Origin of the sequence: Glycomyces sp. NPDC047010, from assembly GCF_040644205.1 — a bacterium.
In the GTDB taxonomy this organism is placed as follows: Bacteria; Actinomycetota; Actinomycetes; order Mycobacteriales; family Micromonosporaceae; genus Glycomyces.
The window spans coordinates 106,942-126,372 of sequence record NZ_JBEYVY010000013.1 but is presented as its reverse complement, the minus strand read 5'-3'; the positions used below and the strand labels follow the sequence as shown (position 1 = coordinate 126,372).

Genomic DNA, 19,431 nt, shown 5'->3' with positions numbered 1-19,431 from the left:
GGCCGCAACTTAGGTACCGCGACATCGTAACCGGAAGCTGCCCAACATGGTCGACGCCGATAGGTGGATTTCGTTGCCGGTACGGGCGACAAAAGGGGATCCATGGGTGATGCCTCGCCGACCAAGTTGGGCGAAGATTGACTTGCACTTGAGAGAGTGCCCGTCCCTATCCCGGCTCCGCGTGCCTCGCCGGCCAGAACCTCGACAGGACAACCCATGGACAGCAATCCCCTCATCTCTCGTCTCGAAGCAGTCGAACTTCGCGAAGTCTGGCAGCACGAGGCCCACCACTTCACCCCGTGGCTGTTGAACAACGCCGACACCTTGGCCGAGGCCCTCGGTATGGATCTGGAGCTTGAACGAGCGGAGCACCCGGTCGGCGACTTCTCGCTCGACCTCATCGGCACGGACCTCGCAACCGGTGACCGCGTGATCATCGAGAACCAGCTCGCCGACACCGACCACAACCATCTCGGCCAGCTGCTGACCTACGCCGCCGGGACCGACGCGGCAGCCGTCGTTTGGATTGCACGCCACTTCCGGGAGGAACACCGCAGCGCACTGGATTGGCTCAATGAACGCACCGACTCGGACACCCGTTTCTTCGGGGTCGCTCTTCGTGTCTGGCGTATTGGCAACTCAGCCCCTGCACTGCAGTTCGACGTGGTCGCTGCCCCTAACAACTGGGGAAAACGTGTCCGATCGACGGCCGCCGCTCAACAGCGAGGTGAAGGAAAAGGTCCGCTCTACCTCCAATTCTGGAGCCGATTGACCGATGGGATCATTGAGCGCGGGCACAAGTGGTGCAGGCAGGGACGCCAGCGCTCGGCCAGCTGGATCAACTTCTCGATCGATGCTCCACGTGGCGCTGTTTTCGGCATGTGTTTCACCAAGGATTCGCTGCGATCAGAGCTGTACTTCCACTCTCCCGAACGAACCGAGCCGTTGGGCGATTTCGAGTTCTTTCTTCAGCGTCGGGAAGAATTGGAGGCTTCATTTGGCACAGCGCTCGAATTCGAGCCGCTTGAAGGAAGGAAGGCCAGCCGGATCGCCGCGTACCGACCCGGTTCGGTCGAGGACCCCGATGCCTGGCCCGAGTTCATCGACTGGTTTATCGACACGCAAGTGCGCCTTCGGGCAGCAGTTGAGAGCGTCAAGAAATCGTAGATACCGTCCGACGATCAGCTCACAACAGCCGACATCACCAAGTCATCCAGGGGTGAGGCTATCAGCCACCGCCCTGACCTGCGGGTATAGGTTCCCGTACGCCTCGATCATTTCTGCAAGACCGGCATTATCCGAAAACCGGGTCGCAAGCAGCGGCCCGGTTTTCGTCGTTTCCGGCCTCAAATGGTCGCAATCTCATGGGAATGCGGTGCGGGGCCTCAACCATGCTCAACCAGCTGGAACACCTGGGGGGGGAGGCGGTCAAAGACGGACCGCATGGGCCGGGCCCGGCAGGCTCGACATGGACTTACGGCTGGATGGCACCGTTCCAGGCACCGCTGATGAGGAACTACTCCGCGTTTGCGAACGCCGCGAACTCGGTCCAATCACCGTAATCCGCAGCGATGTCGTCGGGTGCTCCGGTGGGGGGTGCCCAGATCGGTTTGAGGTGTCGCATCCAGAGCCCGTACGCGCGTGCCATGGCCGAGGCGGTTCGATCGATCGCTTCGAGCGCCTCGATGACTTGATCTGTATTGCCGACACTGGCGGCCCATGTGAGATGACCGCACTGGTCTCCAAGGATTGCCAACTGCTCCTCAAGGACATCGTGACACCTGCCGACGCGATGCCTGTTGACCTCGCCAGGTTCGCGCTCCTCCTCGGTGACGTCGTCGATCCCTTCGAAGGGGAATTTCTTCTCGAGCTCGGCGAGCGTCAGCAGCGGAGCTTCAGTGATCTTCGATCCTGCATGCCCGCGACCGTCGCGCAAGGCGACCAGCTCGGCCCACGCGATCGCGCGTGCATGGAAACCGATCGTCGCGAGTGTTTCGACCTGGCTGATCCATTTGCCTACGATGGCGTGCTTATGGTCGGAGAGGTAGTCGCCGAGCGTCCAAGCGTCGATCGTCCAGCTGGAGGCTTCGGTCGCCGCTTCGACCGGGATTTTCACATCGCCTTCGGCGATATCGATGGCTTCTTGCAAGCGCTCGTGCAGGTCGGGGCCGTTCGGGATGTTCATGAGGATGTCTCATCTCGGTGGGGTGCGGCGTCCGGAGCGGACGCGATGCGCGAATCGGGCATTTCATCGATATTCTAAGCAGGGCAACGTTTTGCGAGTGAACTCGTCAAGGAGGGGCAGGCCACCATGGCGGCTACTGCGTCCCTAACCCGATCGGCACGATGTGCGATGCCCCTGGCCCGTCCCACGATGCCCCGCTCCTCCAGGCGACCTTGACGTTGAAGACGTTGCTGAGGGTGTTCGGAGCCCATTCCTCATTCGGCGGCTGCTCGGAGACCAGGACCATGATCGCTCCCTGTCCAGCCGTGTGAAGGTAGGCGACCTCCATCAGGTCAAGAGCGGCCCTGCGGAAATCCTGGTACTCGTAACCTCCAACCTCCAGAACCTCGAACACCACCGACTCGTTGTCGCTCTCATACCAGGCATCCACATAGGTCCCGTAGTTCGCGGCGCCGCCCTCGTTCTGAGCTCGCTCCTGCAATGCGGCGAGCACCGCGTAGCGCAGCGCCTCATGGCGGAAGTCCTCGCGCTCCTTCTGGATGCGCTCACCTACCATGGCGTCGAACTCGGCACGGGTGATCGGCGTTTTCGCTTCAGGTTCCATACTGATGGGCTCCAACTCTGCGAAAGGCGAAGTGTCCGAGTCGTTCGATGAGGTCTGCTCCGGAGCGCGGGCGAGCGCTCGTGTACCCGCCTGGTGAACTGCGAGCACGGCCGGCTCGGTGGCGGCGAGCACCCACCAGGTCCGCTCACCGAGGAGGGTCAACTGGTCGCCGTCGTCGATCACTTTGCCGGATTCGAGGTCCGCTCTGAGGGTTGCGTACAGCTCATTGATGAAGTCCTGGTCACCTAGGGATTTGGTCGAAGCGTTGAGCTTCTCGTAGCCGATGCAGGCGAGCGCGGTCACCGCGAACTGTTCCGCAGCGACATTTCTTACTGTCTCGGGGTCGACCTGTTCGGGCGCCGGCGCATTGGACTGCGGGGTGAGGAGGAATCGCCGCTCGGCTCGGGCCCGATGGCCAAGGCGCGAGGGAACCCCTGCCTGCGCTTGTGCCCAGGAGCGTTCAGCATGCATGTTGTCGTAGCCGGCGATGATGTCGGCCCTTTCATTCAGGATGAGGCGGAAGCCGTCGCGGTCAAGAATCCATGTGCCATCAGGCATCTGAAAGTGCGTTCCTCCGTCGAGGAACGGTCGGAGCATCGCGTGGAGTTCCACTGCGGCTTCCTTCGGATCGCCGCGGTGCTTCGAGATGAACGCGTTCCGGGCGTTCGCAGCGACCTGTACCTGCCCGATGTCGACGTCCGATGGATACAGCCGAGTCTTCGCGTTTCCTTCGCTCGGCGCATGCAACGACCGAACCCGCACCGATGGATCAACGAAGGTGGTCCGAAAACCGCCGCACCCGGGACTGCGGCACCAGCCGTCAGGGCTGCGGGTCTCCCTGCCGCATGCAGCGCCATCGGCATGAAACCGCGAACACTTCGCCAACTTCTCGTCGTACGGGCCTCCCGAATGCAGCGCGTGTACCTGTGCGGGGTTGGGCACCGTTCGCTTCGTGTCCCGGGGCATCGGCTCCGGTTGTACTGAGTCAGAGGCGCGGAGGGTCAAACCCTCGGTGCTCAGCGTGTGCTGCTCGAACGTCGTCCAGTCCGCGGGCTTCTTTCCTCGGCGGGTCCCGACAAGGACCCGTCGGGTATCGGCGTCGGTCTCGCACTTGAGCACGACGGCACGTCCGGCTTCTCTGATTTCGATCTCCGCAAGCAGCGTCGACTCCACGACTATCAGAACTGGATCGACGAACTCTTGCGCGAGCTCGGACCTCTGTCGACGCCAGTACTCAGCTCCAATCGCTAGCAGCTGGACGTGGATGAGGCGCTCCCGCAGCGCCCCGAAGCGAACCTGCACCGCGATCGCCCGACCGTCAGCCCTTCGAGGGTATTCCGGTGCGTCATGTCCGATTCCGGAGGCCGTCAACCAACTCCGCAACGCTTTGCCGATGAACAGGTGATCCGCACTGTCCTCACCGATGCGCGATCGACTGCAACGCTGACCTCTCGACGTCGACTCATGTGCGAAGTGGCAGACACGGTCCTTGTAGCGTCGAGGCTTCAAACGTCCGCCACAGCCGCCTAGCTGGTGGCCGCAGAAGAAGGCGTGCCGGTTGCGTGTCCGCAAGAACCGGTCGTAGCCGACGGGTTCGAGCGGCAGGAACATGGGGTCATCCGAGTCAGGGCCGCCGTACACGGCGGTGTGAACGGTACGGGTGTCACCGAACCATTGAGAATCCAAGGGGAACATCCATCGAGGGTCGTGGCAGAGGGGAGCCAATCCGAACGTTCGCCGAATATACGCTCGCAGAGGTAGTCAGATCCTATCTGGCGCAGCCGGATTAGTTGAGCCCTCATGCGGTGAAGCCAATACAGCGTCGACGGCGGGCACCGCGGTCACGTTCACAGCTCGCCGGTTTGTTAGGCACATGCCGGTTTCATATCATTGATTCGCGACCACCCCTTCAATGCCGTCCGCCTGGAGCCGCTGATGCAATCCGAGACCCATGTGCCCACCATGTGGGAGCTGCTGTTCCCCGTCCTCGATGCCCTTCGTCGGCTCGGTGGCACCGCCTCGAACCCGCAGATCGACGAGGCGGTCATCGCCTCCGAGCGGTACTCCAAAGCACAGCTTGAGACGGTCGGTTCGAATGGTCGCGAACTCATTCCTTATCGAATGGCTTGGGCTCGCAGCTATCTCAAGAAGGCGGGTCTCTTGGAGAGCACTGAACGGGCAGTATGGACGGTCACTGAAAGAGGGGATGCGATCGGTGTCGATGAAATGCTCCAGCTCGTGAAGGCGGTCTCCGATCGGTCACGCGGAGAGGAAGTTCAGAAGGGGCGGTCGGTGTCGATCGTGACCGTGCCCGACGACAGCGTCGACAATGTCGAGCAGCTCGCCGAATATCTGTCGCAGTGGCATCGCCTGGTCGGTGAATCCCTGCTCGACCAATTGCTACGGCAACCCCCGGAGTTCCTCGAACGGGTCATTGTCGATCTGCTCGCGGCAATGGGATATTCGGGTAGCGACGGGTGGTCCAAGACTCTGGGAGGCAGGAGCGACGGAGGTGTGGACGGTGTGGTAATCGAGGATCAGCTCGGCTTGCGCAAGCTCTACTGCCAGGCGAAGCGCTACGCGAAGTCCCGCCCGATCGGGCCCGGCGACATCCGAGACTTCATCGGCGCGTTGGACATCAAACGACGACATGAGGGCGTGTTCGTCACGACCAGCAGGTTCACCGACGAGGCCCGGCAGGCCGCCGAGCTGAGTTCCAAGCACATCAGCCTGATCGACGGCCAGTATCTGAGCGAGCTGATGCTGCGCTATGACATCGCGGTTGCATCTCACTCGTTCGTGTTCAAGCAAGCTGATCCCGAGTACTTCAATTGATCTCCCTCCCAGGAGTGCGCCGCTGCGGAAGCCGCGGAACCCGACCGTCTTCGATACGATGTGCGAGGCTCGATTCGAACCCCCGCCCCGATGCTGGAGTCGCCGCATATGCGCCTGTACAAGGACACCACGTATTCAGTTCACCACCTCGTCGAAGACATCCGCAACGGACGTCTCGCACTCCCAGAGTTGCAGCGGCCGTTCGTGTGGAACACGACGCAGGTACGGAACCTGTTCGACTCCATGTATCGCGGCTACCCGGTCGGGTACCTGCTGTTCTGGGCCACCGGCGCCGACTCCTCCCGTCGCGGCATCGGCGAGAACGACGCTGAGCGGGCCGCGCAGCTGATCATCGACGGTCAGCAGCGGACCACCGCGATCTACGCGGTGCTCACCGGCCGCGAGGTGCTGAAGAAGGACTACACGAGCACCCGTATCACGATCGCGTTCCGACCCACTGACGCCACGTTCGAGGTCGCGAACGCCGCCACCAGGAACGATCCCGAGTTCGTGAATGACATCTCGCACATCTTCGCCCCAGGCTATGACCACTTCTCGGAGACGACGGCGTTCATCGCGCGCCTTGTCGAGCACCGCGAGGTCTCCGCCGACGAGCAGGGCCGCATCGCCCGCGCACTGAACCAGCTGCAGGACTTGGCGAACGCCGACTTCAAGGTCATCGAGCTGTCGGCGTCAGCGGGCGTGGAGGAAGTCTCGGAGATCTTCGTCCGGATCAACTCAGCCGGCACCGAACTCAACCGCTCCGACTTCCTGCTGACGCTCATGAGCGTCTACTGGGAGAAGGGCCGTCGCGACCTCGAACGGTTCTGCGCGGACACCCGCGTTCCACGCATCGACGGGAATCCCTCGCCGTTCAACTGGCACCTGCATCCGAAACCGGTCGCGCTGCTGCGCGCCGACTTCGCCTTGGCGTTCCGTCGGGCCCGACTCGAGAGCGTGTACACCCTCCTGAGCGGTCGGGACATGCCCGAAGGTCCCGAGCGGGCCAAGCGTATCGACGAGCAGTTCCACCGGCTCTCCGAAGCCCAGGACAAAGTGCTGAACCTGCTGCACTGGCATGAGTTCCTGCAATGCCTGGAATTGGCCGGATTCAGAGGCCAGAAGATGATCACCTCCGACAACGCGGTGGTGTTCGCCTACGTGATGTGGCTGATCGGCCGTATCGATTTCAAGCTTCCGATCGACCGATTGCGACACTTGGTCGCCCGCTGGTTCTTCATGGCCCATACCACCAGTCGGTATTCCGGGTCGTTCGAGACGCAGGTGGAGCGAGACCTGTCGCAGATCTCCGGGCTCAAGGCCGGGGACGCTGAGGGCTTCGAGAACCTGCTCGGCCGGCTCATCGACGAGCGGATGACCAGTGACTGGTGGACGGTGACACTTCCCGGTGACCTCGAGACCTCCGCGAGCAGGTCTCCCGTGCTCAGCGCGTACATCGCGGCGTTGAACATCCTCGACGCCGACGCGTTGCTGTCGAAGGTGAAGGTCCGCTCTCGGCTGGATCCGTCGATCAAGGCGCGCAAGGGCATCGAACGCCACCACCTGTTTCCCCAGAACTACCTGAAGAGCACCCTCAAGGTTCAGGAGACCCGCAAGATCAACCAGATCGCGAACATGGCGCTGGTCGAGTGGGCCGACAACATCGCCGTCTCGGACCGTCCCCCGGCCGAGTACTGGCCGACGCAGGTGCAGGCCAACCGGCTTTCGCAAGCGGACCTGGACCGACACGTCTACTGGCACTCGCTCCCCGAAGGCTGGACCGACATGCCGTACGGGGAGTTCCTCGCGCAGCGTCGGCGGTTGATGGCCGGGGTCGTGAAAGACGCCTTCGACCGCCTCGCCAAGGACGACTACCTCGCGGTGTATCCGGAGCCGGCGGGAACCGTGCCGGAGACCACGGAGGATCTCGCGGACTTGATCGCCGAGGGCCTGGTCGTCCCCGGCGAATCGCTGCTCAACGAGACCGATCAGGTCCAAGCCATGGTGCTGGCCGACGGCAGACTCGAATTCGACGGCGCAGTCTACGACGGTCCGGATGATGCCGCGCGGGTCGCCGCGGGTGCAGCGCGCGACGGCTGGACGTATTGGTCGGTCGAATCACCGGGGGACGGTGTCCAGACGCTCGACTCGCTGCGTCAGGGTGCCTAAGGCTCACTTCGATGCGATGTGGTCGAAGGCCCAGCGGTCGTCGCCCATGCCGAGCCCGGCCGGGAGCGGAACTTCTGGAAGGATGATCCGTTCGGACCAGGAAATGCCACCGCCGTCGTCCGACAGATTCTCAGTGTAAGAGAGTTCCGAACGCAGGCTCGACTTACCCATGCGGTAGAGCAAGAACCAGGTCTTCAGCTCCCGGAAGCCCGATCCCGGATCCAGCTCATCGAAGAGCGATCGTTGCGCATTCATCAAGATCAGATCTCTCCGAGCGGATCCACCTGGACGCTCTGGAGCAACTTGTGCGGATGGATCTGGATTGCCCGTCTCGACATTGCCGGTCACATGGAGGACCCTGACGCCCGCGTGAAGGCTCCATACACATTGCTGGTTGTGGGGGCGTCCACCGATCCAATCGAAACGGGACAAGCGCTCTTGGAGCCTACGTCCCAGCCTCGAGTAGAGCATGACGCCTTTGCAGAACCCCGCATCGCGATCGGTGCAAGTGCTGGCTTCCTCCAGGCCGAAGGTGAACGCGTCATCAAGGATCTCCCAGTCGAGACCGAGGGATCCGAGCCGGTTGTGGATCGCTTCGCCGACATGCGTAAGGGGGTGGACCATTACCAGGCTCCGTTCACTACGGACCGTTCTCCTGTAACCCCACCGAGTGATATGTTATGGCATTTTAGGTTGCAGCACAATACTGCCGAGATCAGGCAGTGCGCTCGAGACTCAGCAGCGGGCTCGGTTCGTCGGCCCAGGTGAAGACGACTTCGTCCCGGGCTCGGGTGACGGCCACGAACAGCAGGTTGCGGGCCTTGACGAGTTCCTGCCCGTGACGGTGCGGATCGGTTTCCGCCAGCTCGCGAACGAAATCGTAGGGAAAGTACTCCGCTCCGATGCAGCTGATCAGCATGAACCGGTATTCCAGGCCTTTCATTCGGTGCATGGTGCCGACGTGAACGGTCTCCGCTTCGGGCTCCTGATCGGACCCGAGCTGGAAGCCGTCGATGCCCACTTCGTGAAGGGCGCTGAGCACCTTGTTGATCAGTCGCTTCTGCGGCACCGCGACGGCGATGCCCCCGGGTCCATGCGCGTCGGTCCAGGCCCGCGCTTGGGCGGCGATCGCGGCGAGTTCCGCGTCTTCGTCGGCCTGGGGCCGGAAATCGGGTGCGGCCCCGCTCATCACCGATCGGTACCCGGCGAGGCTGTCGGCTTCTCCGTCGAGGTTGTCGGCCTCCGCGCCAGCCTCGATCGCGAGCGCGGTCTTGAGGATCTCCTTGGTGGTGCGGTAGTTGAGGGTCAGGCGCTTCGAGCGGCCCCGGATCTCGATGCCGAGCTGTCCGAGCGTGACGGGCCGGCCGTAGATGCGCTGGAACGTGTCGCCGGCGATGAACAGGTCGTCGCTGCGCTGCGGCGCGAGCGCCCGAAGCAGCACCCAGTGCGCGGAGGTGAGGTCCTGCGCCTCGTCCACGACGATGTGCCGGTAGCGGTAACCGCCGTCCGAGCGGTGTCGTTCGGCCAGTGCAGTGGTCGCTCGCATCTGCGGCCAGCACCAGGTCTGCTTCTCGACCAAGCGGGCGCTGAACCGTTCGGACAGCTCCCACACTCTGGCCCGCTGGAGTCGGTTCAGACGGCGCGGGCGCTTCACTCGTCTGGCCTGAAGATAGTCAGAGCGCCGGGTGAGCAACTGGGCGCAGATGACGTCGGTCCACTCTTCGAGCAGGAACTCGGGAGTGAACTCGGTTTCTCCCTGCTCCTGGCAGACGAGTCGCCACCACCCGATCAGGTTGTTGTCGCCGACCGCGCTGCCGAGCCCGCCGGTCTGCTCGGCGGCGAGCCGGTAGACGACGCTGTCGAGATGTTCGACGTCGATGCGTCCCATGGTCTTCTCGTCGACCAGCAGGGCCAGTTTGCTTCTGAGGTCCACGGCGAGGTTGCGGGTGAAGGTGGTCAGCAGGAGCCGGTCGTCACCGTCGGGGTCAAGGCTCTTGGCGAGGCGCGCGGCGCGGTGGAGCGCGACGACGGTCTTGCCCGTTCCCGGCCCGCCCCCGATCCGCGCGGGACCGTTGTAGGTGCGCTGGATGATCTGCTTCTGGGTGGGGTGGGGCCACAAGCGCCATTCTTGGAATCGGCCGTCGAGCATGGCCGCGACGGCTGCGTCGGAGCTGGTGACGTAGCTGGCAGGGCGTTGCACAGCGGCCTCGAGGTCGGCGGTGTCGACCGGTTCGGCGGCCCTGACAGGGTCGGTGACGATCTCCTCGACCTCTTTGGCGGAGAAGCCTTCGTCGAGGGCTTGCAGCACTTCAGCGGTGTGGTGGGGCGCCCACTCGCAGAACGACATCAGCTGGTCGAGGGTGCTGATCTCCCGGATCAGGGGCAGGAGCGGCGCCGGTACGCCCAGGTTGATCAGCACCTCGTCCGACTGGTCTTTGAACCGGTCGTCGGAGACCGGACCGGAACGAGGTGTGAACGCTTGCGGTGTAACCGGTTCGGCCTGGTCTGTTCCGCGGACCGCGGCGCGCAGTTCCTCGAAGTCGGTGATTTCGAAGGCTCCGGTGACCGCGTTGACGGCCGCGCCGTAGCGGCTCTCGATCCCGTCGTAGGCGGATTGCCGGGGCACCACGTCGAGCAGCATGTATTGGGCGCTGGTGATCTCGTAGAGGATCGCCCGGTAGTCGTCGGTGACCCGCGCCGACCAGAGCCGCCTGTCGCCTTGGAGCCGCTTGAGCCGGAGACCGGGCTGGTTCATGTTCGCGCAGAACTTCTTCTGGAAGTCCACGAAGCGGGCGTAGATGTTGCGGTCGAGCTTCGCGAGCTTCCGCGTCGCGCCGCGGTCCATCGACAGCACGGCTTCCTGGGACTCGGTCATGCATGCGCTCCCTGAGGGGGACGGGTCAGATCTCTGCACCGAATACGAGGTGAAGATATTACCGTCCGTCATCTTTCCAGTAGTACCGGCTCCGCACACGCCCCGTCCGGGCCGCGGTTACCCGATGCGTTCGAGCGTGCCGTTCCCGACGAGGGCTCGCAGGTGCTCGGCGGCTCGCTGCGGTGCCGGGCCCCCTTTGACGAGCACGCCCGCCTCAATATTGCGCCCCAGTCCGGAGCCGGTCAGATTCGCGCTGGTCACCAGGAGCGTCGTGGCGTCGGCGAGGGCGAGTTTGGCGTGGAGCTTGGCGTCGTCGGGTCGCGACGCGGGCGGCCAGCCGTACAGTTTCAGTCCGTCGACGCCGGCGAATGCATGGGCCGGTTCGGAACCGCTGATGGCCGACCCGGCGCCTGCGAGCGTCTCGACGGCGATCGCGACTGCCACACCGCGCCCGATCGCGCGTCTGATCGCCTGGAGCAGCGGCTCGTAGGGTTTGGCCGAGTAGGTGGTGAGCCAGAGTTCATGCCTGCTGGCGTCGACCACGGCGAGCAGGGTCGGGCCGGTGGCGCGGACCGGTACGCCGTGGACGGACGGACCGGTCCAGATGAGTTCGGCGGACTCCCTGTCGCCGGTCCGGCCGTCGGCGAGGCCGAGCAGGTAGGACTCGGCGCGGTCGACGCCCCATTCGCGGCAGGAGTGGACGAGGTGGGCGATGCTCTCGACGGCGTCGGGTCTGCCGAGCCGGTCGGCGATGATCGCCGGTTCTCCGCCTGCCGCGATCTCCTGGGCGCTGGCCGCCAGCGCGGTCGGTCCGATGAGGTCGAGCAGTCGAGGTGCCGCGGTGCGGACCTCGTTGCCGTTCACGCCCATGACGGGAAGAAGGCGAGGTCGTCGCCGAGGTCGGTGACGAAGCGGCGGTCGAGGAATCGGTTCCCGCGTTCGCAGGTGGTCTCGGAGACGAACAGGCAGGAGTGGCAGGCGGCCCCGTGCAGCGAGTCTGCGGGATCGGCGGGGAGGTGGTCGGCGCACACAGGGTCGCCGGAGCAGCGTTCGGCTCCGGTGAGCGCCTTGCCGACGATCCGTGTGAGCTGGTTCGGTTCGGCGAGGCTGACCAGGCCGCCGAGGGTGCCTTCGGCGTCGGGGACGGCGGTGTAGATGAGGATGCCGGCCTGGTCTCCGTTGCTGTAGATGCGTTCGGCGAGGCTGGCCGAGTTGTAGCCGCATTCGAGGGCGATCGAGCGGATGAGCAGGTGTGAGAGCGTATGGAGGACGACGTATCCGGTGCCGGGCCAGCCGGCCATGGGGTCGAAGCCGCCGGTGAGCCGGTTGGAGTGGCGGTTCTCGCGGAACTGGCGCCAGGCGCTTTGCAGGCGCTGCACGGCGTCGCTGGATTCGACCTTCGCCGTCCACTGCTGCAACGCGTCGGCGTCGATGCGGAGGAAGAGTCCTTCGCCGAAGACCTCACTGGTGGGCACCCAGGTGGGTTCGCGGCGGCTGATGGGCGCGGTCGGCACCAGGTCGGGCTGCTCGGGGTCGGGGGCGTCGAGGCGGGTGAAGCCGTAGAAGGCCCGGACTTCGCGGAGGCGTTCGGCGCGGACCACATCGGTGAAGAAGGGTTTGAGCCGTTCCGGGACCCCTTCGGGGTCTCGTACGGCGGTGAAGTTGCGGCCGTCGTCGGGGAGGGTCTTCGCGGTGAGGGCCTTCCATTCGGGTTCGAGCAGGTCCCGCCGCTCAGTGTCTTGAGCGCCGGGAATGTACGCGTCCATGGCGGCTCGCAATTCGGCGGCTTCGAACTCCCGGAAGGGCTTGAGGTCCGGCATGCCCAGCATCATCTTGCCGAGTAGGCCATCGGGCGCTTCCTGGTACTCCTTGACCGTCTCCCAGTGGTCCGCGACGAGTCCTGCGAGCTTGTCGGCGCTGTCGGGCGGGACCGAGAGCACCGATGCCGTCTGCGGGAACCAGAGGTTGGAGGCGCCGACGATGAGCGGTGAGAGGTCTTCGAGGCAGTCGTCGAAGGTGTTCAGGTGCGGGTGGCGTCCGCGGCAGCCGGGCAGGTTCGCTTTCCCGAGTTCCCCCATGGCGTCGCGGAGGTTCCGTTCGGAGCCGCAGTCCTCGCATTTGATCTGTACGTTGACGGCCCGGTTTCCGGCCCGGTCATGCATCGTCAAGCGCGGCTTCTCGGCTTTTGGGCACGGCGCGGCGCGGTGGACGAACCATGCGTAAGGGAACTCGTCGAGGTGGCCCGCGCGGCAGGCGAGGAGGAACCGCGCCGGGACCGCTTTGTAGTCCTTCTTGCCGCCGCAGTTGCGGTGCTCGAATCTGGCGAGGTCGGGGCGCTTGCGCTTGTCGTTGACGTAGGTGAAGTTCTTGCTCTCGATCGAGTCGAGCCGGTTGCATTTGGTGCATCGCAGCCAGGCGGGGAAGGGCCGGGCCGGCACCCCGATGTTCGCCTTGTCATCTTCTTCGGACAAGGGGATGAGCCGCAGTTCGCCGACCTTGCGGCCGACCTTCCTGCGCACCTCGTCGAGCAGGCGCGGTTCGAGGACGACGCGGGTGTCGTTGCGGTAGTGGGGTTCCCAGTCGTCGAGTCCGCCTATGAGCGCGGCCATGTTCGGCAGGTCGACGATCGCGCCGATCCCGCCGGTGAACATGAGGTGGCTGGGCCGGGCCGAGCCGACCGCCCTGATCGGTTGTTTCGGGGCCATCGCCTACACACCGTCCTTCGCATCGCCGGGCCGCTTCTTGACTCCCCAGTCCGGTGTGCCCGGCACTCGGGCGTAGACCTCGTCCTGCACCGGGAACAGGAGCTTGGCCTCGCCTTCGGTCTCGCGCATCGAGTTGGCGACGGTGCGCGTTCCCCATTCCGAGCCGTCCGCGGTCTCCAGGAGGCCGTTGCGGTTCGTCTGGCTCTGGCCGGCACGGTAGACCAGGTTCCCCACGGCCCGTTCGTTCTCCCAAGCGTCGAACAGGGCTTCGGCCCGTTCGCGGAGGTAGCCGCCGGCCTGACCGGCGACGTCCTGGGCCCGCTCGGCGAAACTGTCGACCACGTCCCGGACCGCGGTCGAGGTCCGCTCGAACGCTGCTGCGGAGGGGTTCGCCGATGAGGCGATGTCGCCCTGCCGGATCGCCGCCACCAGTGCGCCGGTCGCGCCCCGGTCGAGGGCGCGCCTGGTGAACGGTGTCACCGACAGCGCTTCGACCTGCCGGTAGAAGTTCGCGTGGTAGTGGTAGAAGTCCTCGAAGTGGCCGAGGTCGCGGGGCCGGGTCCAGTTGTAAAGGGCCACAACGAGGCCGGGACGATTCGCATCGCGGCCGACTCGTGAGGACGCCTGGATGTACTCCGCGGTGTTCTTCGGCTGCCCGGTGACCACCATCAGACCGAACCGGGAGACGTCCACACCGACCTGGAGCATCGACGTGGCGAGGACCGCTCCGGTGCGCGGGTCGCGCTCGCTCATCTCCCTCGCCCGCGGGTCGACCTCGCGCCGCTGCTTCCTGGCCACCGAGTACTCACCGCGCCACCCGCGTTTGCGCTGCGTCGTATCGCAATCGGGGTCGAAGCCGACTTCGAGGTCCGCGAGCGTGGCCGCGACCTCGCGGGAGGCGATGCGGGAGGTCAGCTCGGTGATCTTGAGCGTCTCCCCGCCGACCAACCTGCGGGGGAAGCCGTCTCGGGGCCGGCTGATCCTGATCGAGACGTCGTCGTCGAGGTAGCGGCGCATCCCGGCGAGCTCCCGAGTGGCGTTGAAGTACCCGACCGGAGTCATGTACGGGTCGGCGGCCGTCCCGTGCTTGTCGAACAGGGCCTGCCCCACCAGGAGCATCGTGTCCCACAAACGGATCTCGGCCTGCTTGAGCCGCACTCCGTGCGCGCACAGGCCCAGGTAGCGGCGGCCGGGCGTCTGCTGGGTGACCGCATCCTGTTTGGAGAAGAACGTGTCCTCGATGTCGAGCACCGGCGGCGGGAACAGCGCCACCCCCCGGTCGTAGATGCCTCGCACCTGCGATGCGGAGCGCTTGGTCGTGGCCGTGGAGGCGACGATCTTCGGGCCGACGGTGCGGCCGTCGTCGAGCTCCCACTGGAGCAGGTAGTCCACGGCCGACTCGAACAGGGCCACGCTGGTACCGAGCGCACCCGAGATCAGGTGCAGTTCGTCTTGGATGATGAGGTCCCACGGACGCGGCCGGACCACCGGCACGGCCTTGACCGCGGGCCAGCGCCCCTTGGCCTTGTGCTGGCCCGTGCAGTCGACCTTCCCGTCAAGGTCGGGGTGCTTGTAGCCGTGCCGAGGGCAGCGGCCGCTCACCCGGCCGAACAGCATTCCCGCCTCGCCTTTCAACGGCAGCTGCGCGAGCTTGTCGACGGTGGCGATGACGAACGCGGGCAGGAGCCGGTAGATCTCCTCGTCCACGCTCACGATCGGCACGCCCTCGTCGGGGGACTCCCGCCGCGAGAACGGGCAGCGGTCCTCCGCGCTGTTGCTGCGCGGGCAGTAGACGAGCACGCGCTGGCGGTCCCCGTCGATCTCGACCGCGTTGGGGTCGAAGGGCTCGCCGCACCACGGGCACGCCTGGAGCTGGAGGACCTTCGATCCGGCGATCTTGCCGGACTCGCGCATGTCCGCGATGTCGTCCTCGGCGTCCTGGAAGGAGTTGGGCGTGACCTTCAGGCCCACCCACAGGCCGATCCGGTACGGCTCGTCGCCGAACACCGCAGGTTCGGCCCGGCGCAGCAGCTCGGCGGCGCACACCAGTGCCGAGGCCCGCTGGAACTGCTGGGAGGTCAACAGCCGCAACGTGTACCGCATGAACACGGCGACACCGGCGGCGGCGTCCCGAGCCTCCTCCCCCGTGCCGGTGACGCCCTGAAGGCGCCGCATCGCGAGCGTGAACGCCGCCAGACCGAGGTAGGCCTCGGTCTTGCCGCCGCCGGTCGGGAAGAACAGGAGGTCCACCAGACCGTCATGGTTGGCCTTGCGCTCCTCGTGTCCTGGGTCGGCCAAGCTGGAGATGTTGAGCAGCAGGAACGCCAACTGGAACGGACGCCACGACGCCGCGCCCGGGCCCTTCGCCTCGATCGCGGCCTTCGCGGTCGGATAATCCTCGCCGGTGGCGGAGCGACGCGCCGCGATCTGGGTGTGGAGCCGCTGCTCCTTCATGGCCGCCTGAGCGAACCTGAACGCCCGCAATGCATCGGCGTGGTGCTCCGCGCTTTCATCGGTGAGCAGCCGCACGCCGTCTCCGATGCGAGCGGCGATCCGGTGGGCGTCCTTCAACGACGCCTCGGCGTACGGACGAAGCTGCGCGGGAAGCCCTGGGAGGCGGCCGGCCTGCTCCACGAGCCAGTCAACATAGCCTTCGGCGAGCGGTGCGAGACCGGCGCGCAGCGCCGGAGTCTCGGCCTGGGCCAGCGCCGCCATCGACAGTTCAAGACCGGCCAACCGGGGAGACTCCTCCGGGGTGGGCGCGGACGTACCGGGCACGTCGGTAGTAGGCAGCCACTCGGTGCGCAGCAGGTTCGCACGCCGGGTCCCGTCGACTTCCTCAGCGGCGACGGCCACGTTGCGGCCCATCACATATTGGAGCTTGTTGCGGTAGAGCAGCCGCAGGCGCATGTCCTCGGCGTCCTCGACCCAGGTCGAGGGAATGTCGTCGATGAGCGGGTCGTCGAGCGGCAGGAAGATCGGGGCGGCCCCGTCGAGGGCCCGGATCGTCAGCTGCGGCTGGAACAGCCAGGCCTCGTCGCCGTTGGAGCGCGGTTCGCGCTGGCCGTTGACGAGGCTGACGTCGACCACGGTGCAGTCGTTCTTGACCTTGGTCTCGACCTGGAGGATCACGCACGCCTCGTCAGCAGAGGAGCCCGTGAGCGCGATGCGCTCGGTTCCCGCCTTCAGCCGGACCTCCGTCGGGCAAGGGACGGTTTCGCGCTGCCACACTCGCTTGGACTTGCCGTCCTCGTCCTCCTGTATGACCTTCAGATAACGGCCCCAGGAGGCGGTGACGTGGATGGTCTCGGTCTCGGGCGAGAGTTTGAACGACAGGCCCATGCTGGAAGCCCACAGGCGCCCGGCATCGACAGGGGGCGTCTGCTCGGGGAGTTCGGTGTCCTCGGTGGAGGCGATCGGGCCGGTGCCGTCATCAAGCTCGGACGGGTCGTTCTCGGGATCCTCGGCGTCGCGGGGCTCCCCGACGGGCCGGAGCGTCTTCGGCCCGAGCTGGCCGACCAGGTAGCGGTCGCGCGGGGTGTAGTGCGTGAGTTGCTCGGTCTCGCCGCCCCAGGGTCCGAGGAGGTCGCGGGTGAGGTACTCGATCATGCCGTCGCGGACTTCGTACGAGGTGGCTTCCTCGAAGTCCTGGGGGTCGTGCAGCAACTGGGCCGGGGTCGGTCCTTCGGGTGCCCCCGAGGCGCGGCCTGTGCGGCTGGACGGTGTGACCATGACGCTCCGATCTGCCCTGATCCCGCGAATAGCGGATCTGAACATTCTGCCCGACCCCACCGACACGCGGGGCGCCCGTGGTCGAGATCGGGCACCCCTCGTGGATGAGCGCTCGTTCAGGAGACGGGCGGCGGGTCCTGGGCCGACCGCGCCTGTCTGACCACCCCGATGGTGTTGCCGTAAATCACGCGGGCCCAAGGGTCGCGGGCGTCGATCCAGCCTTTGCGCCATTCGACCTCGGGCGATGGGCTGAGGCGGCCGAGCCCTTCGATCGTGAGGATCGGGTACGGGTCTTGAATGCCGTCGTCGAGCACCACCCGCGCGGCCTTCGGATCGCGCTCATCATCACCGAACACGGTGAAGGTCATTGTCCTCGCGAACCTGAACTCGCCGAGGCGGTGGCAGAACCGGTCTTTATCGGTCTTGCCGCTGGCCTCCGGCCCGCCGACGGGTACAGCTCGCAGCCGCGACCCCTCGTTCGCGAAGCGACTCATCGGCGGCTCCTCCTTCGTCGGACGGCGTCGGGCACGAGTGCCGCCCCGTACCAGAGCGCGGCGACCTGTTCGATCACGAGCAGGCGGTCCTCGACGTCGAGCAGGCCGGCATGGGCGGGCTCGACCCGCAGACTCGGGTCGGTTTCAAGGTCCACCACGATGCCGAAGCGGACGCGTTGACCGGTGAAGTCGAGCCCGACGGCGTCCCCACCCAAGGGCGAGCTGACCGTGGCCGGGCTTCCGGCGATGTCGATCTCGCCGAGAATTTCCACGAGCGATTCGTTCAGGGTCTGGTGTTGCGGCATGGCCGCCTCCGTTCGATCCTGGAAGGACCGGCGAGAGGAGGCCCACCCATCGGCAGCGCCAACGCCGCCTCCCCTCGCCGAGCCGGTGCGCCCCACCGCGCGCCGACTCGTTGAACGTACGGGAGCACAGAGGCGTTTCCAAGCCTCTGACCTGGGATTTAATCCGGAACAGCTGGGCAATACGGCTCCACGGAAGACGTTGAGAGATGACGCTGAACGACGACCAGGGTTGGTGTCGATGAGCGACACCTGATCCGAATTTCCCTTGGGTGGATGACGGCAGCGACGAGGAAGCCGGGACTCGCGGTTGCGGGTCCCGGCTTGGTAACGGTTGATGCTGTGTTGTTGGCGCTGTTGGCTTCTGCCGCTGGATGCCCGGTTTGCTCGGGCTGGCCTTGTGGCACCTGCACGGGTTGTCAGCACGGGGAGGTGTCGGGCCATGAGGTTGAACGCGGACTCTCGGCGCTGTGGCTCAGCGCTGAGCGGTCCCAAGCAGGGCGGTGAAGTCGCCCTGAGTGAGTCCGAAGACCGGGGAGTCCTCAGACAGTTTGGAGTCACGAACCTCGAACCTTGACCCAGCGGCGCGAGCCTCAACACAGTTACTGCTCGTCTGGTCTGCGCCAGAACGACTCGACTTGCGCCACTTCGAAGTTGTCATGATGGTGTGTAGTCCTTGATCAGGTCGGCCTTCTTCTCTGAATCGTCGAAGGCGAGCTGGAACGAAACGACCCGCTCAGGTCGCTCGATGTAGCGCGCCCCTTCAAGGGATTCTAGATAGACCGTCTTGGGGAACTCCCCACCCTCGAACTCGAAGATCTCAAACGCCCCACCAAGTGAACGATGTTTCCCGGCGGAGAACGGCACCACCTTGAAGGTGAACAGGGAGAACTCCCGGGCCAGACGCTTCAGGTGATCAAGCTGCGAGGCCATGACCTCCGGCCCGCCGATCTGCTGCTGAAGGGCCGCTTCAGAGGTCACATAGACGACCTCCGGGAGCCAGTCGCGTTCCATGAACTGCCGCTGACGATCGAGTCGGAATCCCGCGCCGTTTGCTGGGCCTCGGAACTCGGGTTCGACCCCATCTCGAAGCGCCTGCATGTACGCCTCGATCTGGAAGAGCCCTGTGACCAGCTCAGTCTCGTAGATCATGATCTTCGAGGCGACCATCTCCATCTGGAGGAAGGTATAGAAAGCCGAGGGAATGTCGAAGGTGTGGAACAGGTCCGGCTTCTCAGACTCCTCCGCGAGACGAACCAGGTTGCTGGTCTCCTCCGGGCTGAGCTTGTAGATGTGGGCGAAGGTCAGCATGTCGCCCCAACGAACCTGAGTGCATCGAGCGTGTTCGAGGTCGCGAATCTTGGTGACGCTCATCTGAACCTTGTCGGCGACCGCCTTGTGGGTCAGCCCGGCCCGCTTGCGGTACTGCACGAGCAACCGTGCAATCTGGATGATGGTGAGGAAAGCCTTCGCGCTCATGACACGCATAGTGGCAGGCTCACTACATCGGACACAACCCTCGGGTCGCCG

General features: G+C 65.3%; 14 protein-coding genes. 3 read left to right on the top strand and 11 right to left on the bottom strand.

Annotation, left to right across the window (positions count from 1 at the left end; translation table 11 throughout):
- Positions 1-216: 216 nt before the first annotated feature.
- Positions 217-1,167 carry a DUF4268 domain-containing protein gene (locus AB0A65_RS23720; RefSeq protein WP_359954506.1) on the top strand — a complete coding sequence of 317 codons (951 nt, stop codon included), beginning with the start codon at positions 217-219 and terminating at the stop codon, positions 1,165-1,167.
- A gap of 349 nt (positions 1,168-1,516) precedes the next feature.
- Here the strand turns inward: AB0A65_RS23720 and AB0A65_RS23715 are convergent, their stop codons facing one another.
- The gene (locus AB0A65_RS23715) at positions 1,517-2,185 is read right to left on the bottom strand and encodes a hypothetical protein (protein ID WP_359954504.1); all 669 of its coding nucleotides are present in this window, start codon (positions 2,183-2,185) and stop codon (positions 1,517-1,519) included.
- A gap of 133 nt (positions 2,186-2,318) precedes the next feature.
- The gene (locus AB0A65_RS23710; protein WP_359954502.1) at positions 2,319-4,400 is read right to left on the bottom strand and encodes a hypothetical protein; all 2,082 of its coding nucleotides are present in this window, start codon (positions 4,398-4,400) and stop codon (positions 2,319-2,321) included.
- Between the two features lie 324 nt (positions 4,401-4,724).
- On the opposite strand from AB0A65_RS23710, the gene AB0A65_RS23705 reads away from it, so the two are divergent.
- Positions 4,725-5,624, top strand: a complete 900-nt coding sequence (locus AB0A65_RS23705) for a restriction endonuclease (RefSeq protein WP_359954500.1) — start codon at positions 4,725-4,727, stop codon at positions 5,622-5,624.
- Positions 5,625-5,732: 108 nt separating this feature from the next.
- The gene (locus AB0A65_RS23700) at positions 5,733-7,793 is read left to right on the top strand and encodes a DUF262 domain-containing protein (protein WP_359954498.1); all 2,061 of its coding nucleotides are present in this window, start codon (positions 5,733-5,735) and stop codon (positions 7,791-7,793) included.
- A 3-nt stretch (positions 7,794-7,796) separates the two neighbouring features.
- Here AB0A65_RS23700 and AB0A65_RS23695 read toward each other — a convergent pair whose 3' ends face one another.
- The 9 genes from AB0A65_RS23695 to AB0A65_RS23655 form a co-directional block, all read right to left on the bottom strand.
- The gene (locus AB0A65_RS23695; protein WP_359954496.1) at positions 7,797-8,417 is read right to left on the bottom strand and encodes a hypothetical protein; all 621 of its coding nucleotides are present in this window, start codon (positions 8,415-8,417) and stop codon (positions 7,797-7,799) included.
- A 91-nt stretch (positions 8,418-8,508) separates the two neighbouring features.
- Positions 8,509-10,668, bottom strand: coding sequence for a UvrD-helicase domain-containing protein (locus tag AB0A65_RS23690; RefSeq protein WP_359954494.1), 2,160 nt, complete (start codon positions 10,666-10,668; stop codon positions 8,509-8,511).
- 117 nt (positions 10,669-10,785) lie between these two features.
- Positions 10,786-11,532 (bottom strand): DISARM system phospholipase D-like protein DrmC, encoded by a 747-nt coding sequence (gene drmC, locus AB0A65_RS23685; RefSeq protein WP_359954493.1) that lies wholly within the window; start codon positions 11,530-11,532, stop codon positions 10,786-10,788.
- A complete protein-coding gene (locus AB0A65_RS23680; protein WP_359954491.1) occupies positions 11,529-13,373 on the bottom strand; it encodes a DUF1998 domain-containing protein in 1,845 nt (614 codons plus the stop codon). The genes drmC and AB0A65_RS23680 overlap by 4 nt, the downstream gene beginning before the upstream one ends.
- Before the next feature lie 3 nt (positions 13,374-13,376).
- Positions 13,377-17,039 (bottom strand): DISARM system helicase DrmA, encoded by a 3,663-nt coding sequence (gene drmA / locus AB0A65_RS23675; protein ID WP_359954489.1) that lies wholly within the window; start codon positions 17,037-17,039, stop codon positions 13,377-13,379.
- 182 nt (positions 17,040-17,221) lie between these two features.
- Positions 17,222-17,599, bottom strand: a complete 378-nt coding sequence (locus tag AB0A65_RS23670; protein ID WP_359954488.1) for a hypothetical protein — start codon at positions 17,597-17,599, stop codon at positions 17,222-17,224.
- Positions 17,596-17,904, bottom strand: coding sequence for a hypothetical protein (locus AB0A65_RS23665; RefSeq protein ID WP_359954486.1), 309 nt, complete (start codon positions 17,902-17,904; stop codon positions 17,596-17,598). Before AB0A65_RS23665 ends, AB0A65_RS23670 begins: the two co-directional genes overlap by 4 nt.
- Before the next feature lie 472 nt (positions 17,905-18,376).
- Positions 18,377-18,562, bottom strand: a complete 186-nt coding sequence (locus tag AB0A65_RS23660; protein WP_359954484.1) for a DUF397 domain-containing protein — start codon at positions 18,560-18,562, stop codon at positions 18,377-18,379.
- The gene (locus AB0A65_RS23655; protein WP_359954483.1) at positions 18,559-19,380 is read right to left on the bottom strand and encodes a helix-turn-helix transcriptional regulator; all 822 of its coding nucleotides are present in this window, start codon (positions 19,378-19,380) and stop codon (positions 18,559-18,561) included. The genes AB0A65_RS23660 and AB0A65_RS23655 overlap by 4 nt, the downstream gene beginning before the upstream one ends.
- Between the last annotated feature and the right edge of the window lie 51 nt (positions 19,381-19,431).

What these genes read in the sequence shown, in the direction of transcription:
- AB0A65_RS23665 (WP_359954486.1), bottom strand. Translation starts at nt 17,904, where the DNA reads ATGCCGCAACACCAGACCCTGAACGAATCGCTCGTGGAAATTCTCGGC.
- AB0A65_RS23660 (WP_359954484.1), bottom strand. Translation starts at nt 18,562, where the DNA reads ATGACAACTTCGAAGTGGCGCAAGTCGAGTCGTTCTGGCGCAGACCAG.
- AB0A65_RS23695 (WP_359954496.1), bottom strand. Translation starts at nt 8,417, where the DNA reads ATGGTCCACCCCCTTACGCATGTCGGCGAAGCGATCCACAACCGGCTC.
- AB0A65_RS23715 (WP_359954504.1), bottom strand. Translation starts at nt 2,185, where the DNA reads ATGAACATCCCGAACGGCCCCGACCTGCACGAGCGCTTGCAAGAAGCC.
- AB0A65_RS23710 (WP_359954502.1), bottom strand. Translation starts at nt 4,400, where the DNA reads ATGTTCCTGCCGCTCGAACCCGTCGGCTACGACCGGTTCTTGCGGACA.
- AB0A65_RS23655 (WP_359954483.1), bottom strand. Translation starts at nt 19,380, where the DNA reads ATGAGCGCGAAGGCTTTCCTCACCATCATCCAGATTGCACGGTTGCTC.
- AB0A65_RS23700 (WP_359954498.1), top strand. Translation starts at nt 5,733, where the DNA reads ATGCGCCTGTACAAGGACACCACGTATTCAGTTCACCACCTCGTCGAA.
- AB0A65_RS23705 (WP_359954500.1), top strand. Translation starts at nt 4,725, where the DNA reads ATGCAATCCGAGACCCATGTGCCCACCATGTGGGAGCTGCTGTTCCCC.
- AB0A65_RS23720 (WP_359954506.1), top strand. Translation starts at nt 217, where the DNA reads ATGGACAGCAATCCCCTCATCTCTCGTCTCGAAGCAGTCGAACTTCGC.
- AB0A65_RS23670 (WP_359954488.1), bottom strand. Translation starts at nt 17,599, where the DNA reads ATGAGTCGCTTCGCGAACGAGGGGTCGCGGCTGCGAGCTGTACCCGTC.
- AB0A65_RS23690 (WP_359954494.1), bottom strand. Translation starts at nt 10,668, where the DNA reads ATGACCGAGTCCCAGGAAGCCGTGCTGTCGATGGACCGCGGCGCGACG.
- AB0A65_RS23680 (WP_359954491.1), bottom strand. Translation starts at nt 13,373, where the DNA reads ATGGCCCCGAAACAACCGATCAGGGCGGTCGGCTCGGCCCGGCCCAGC.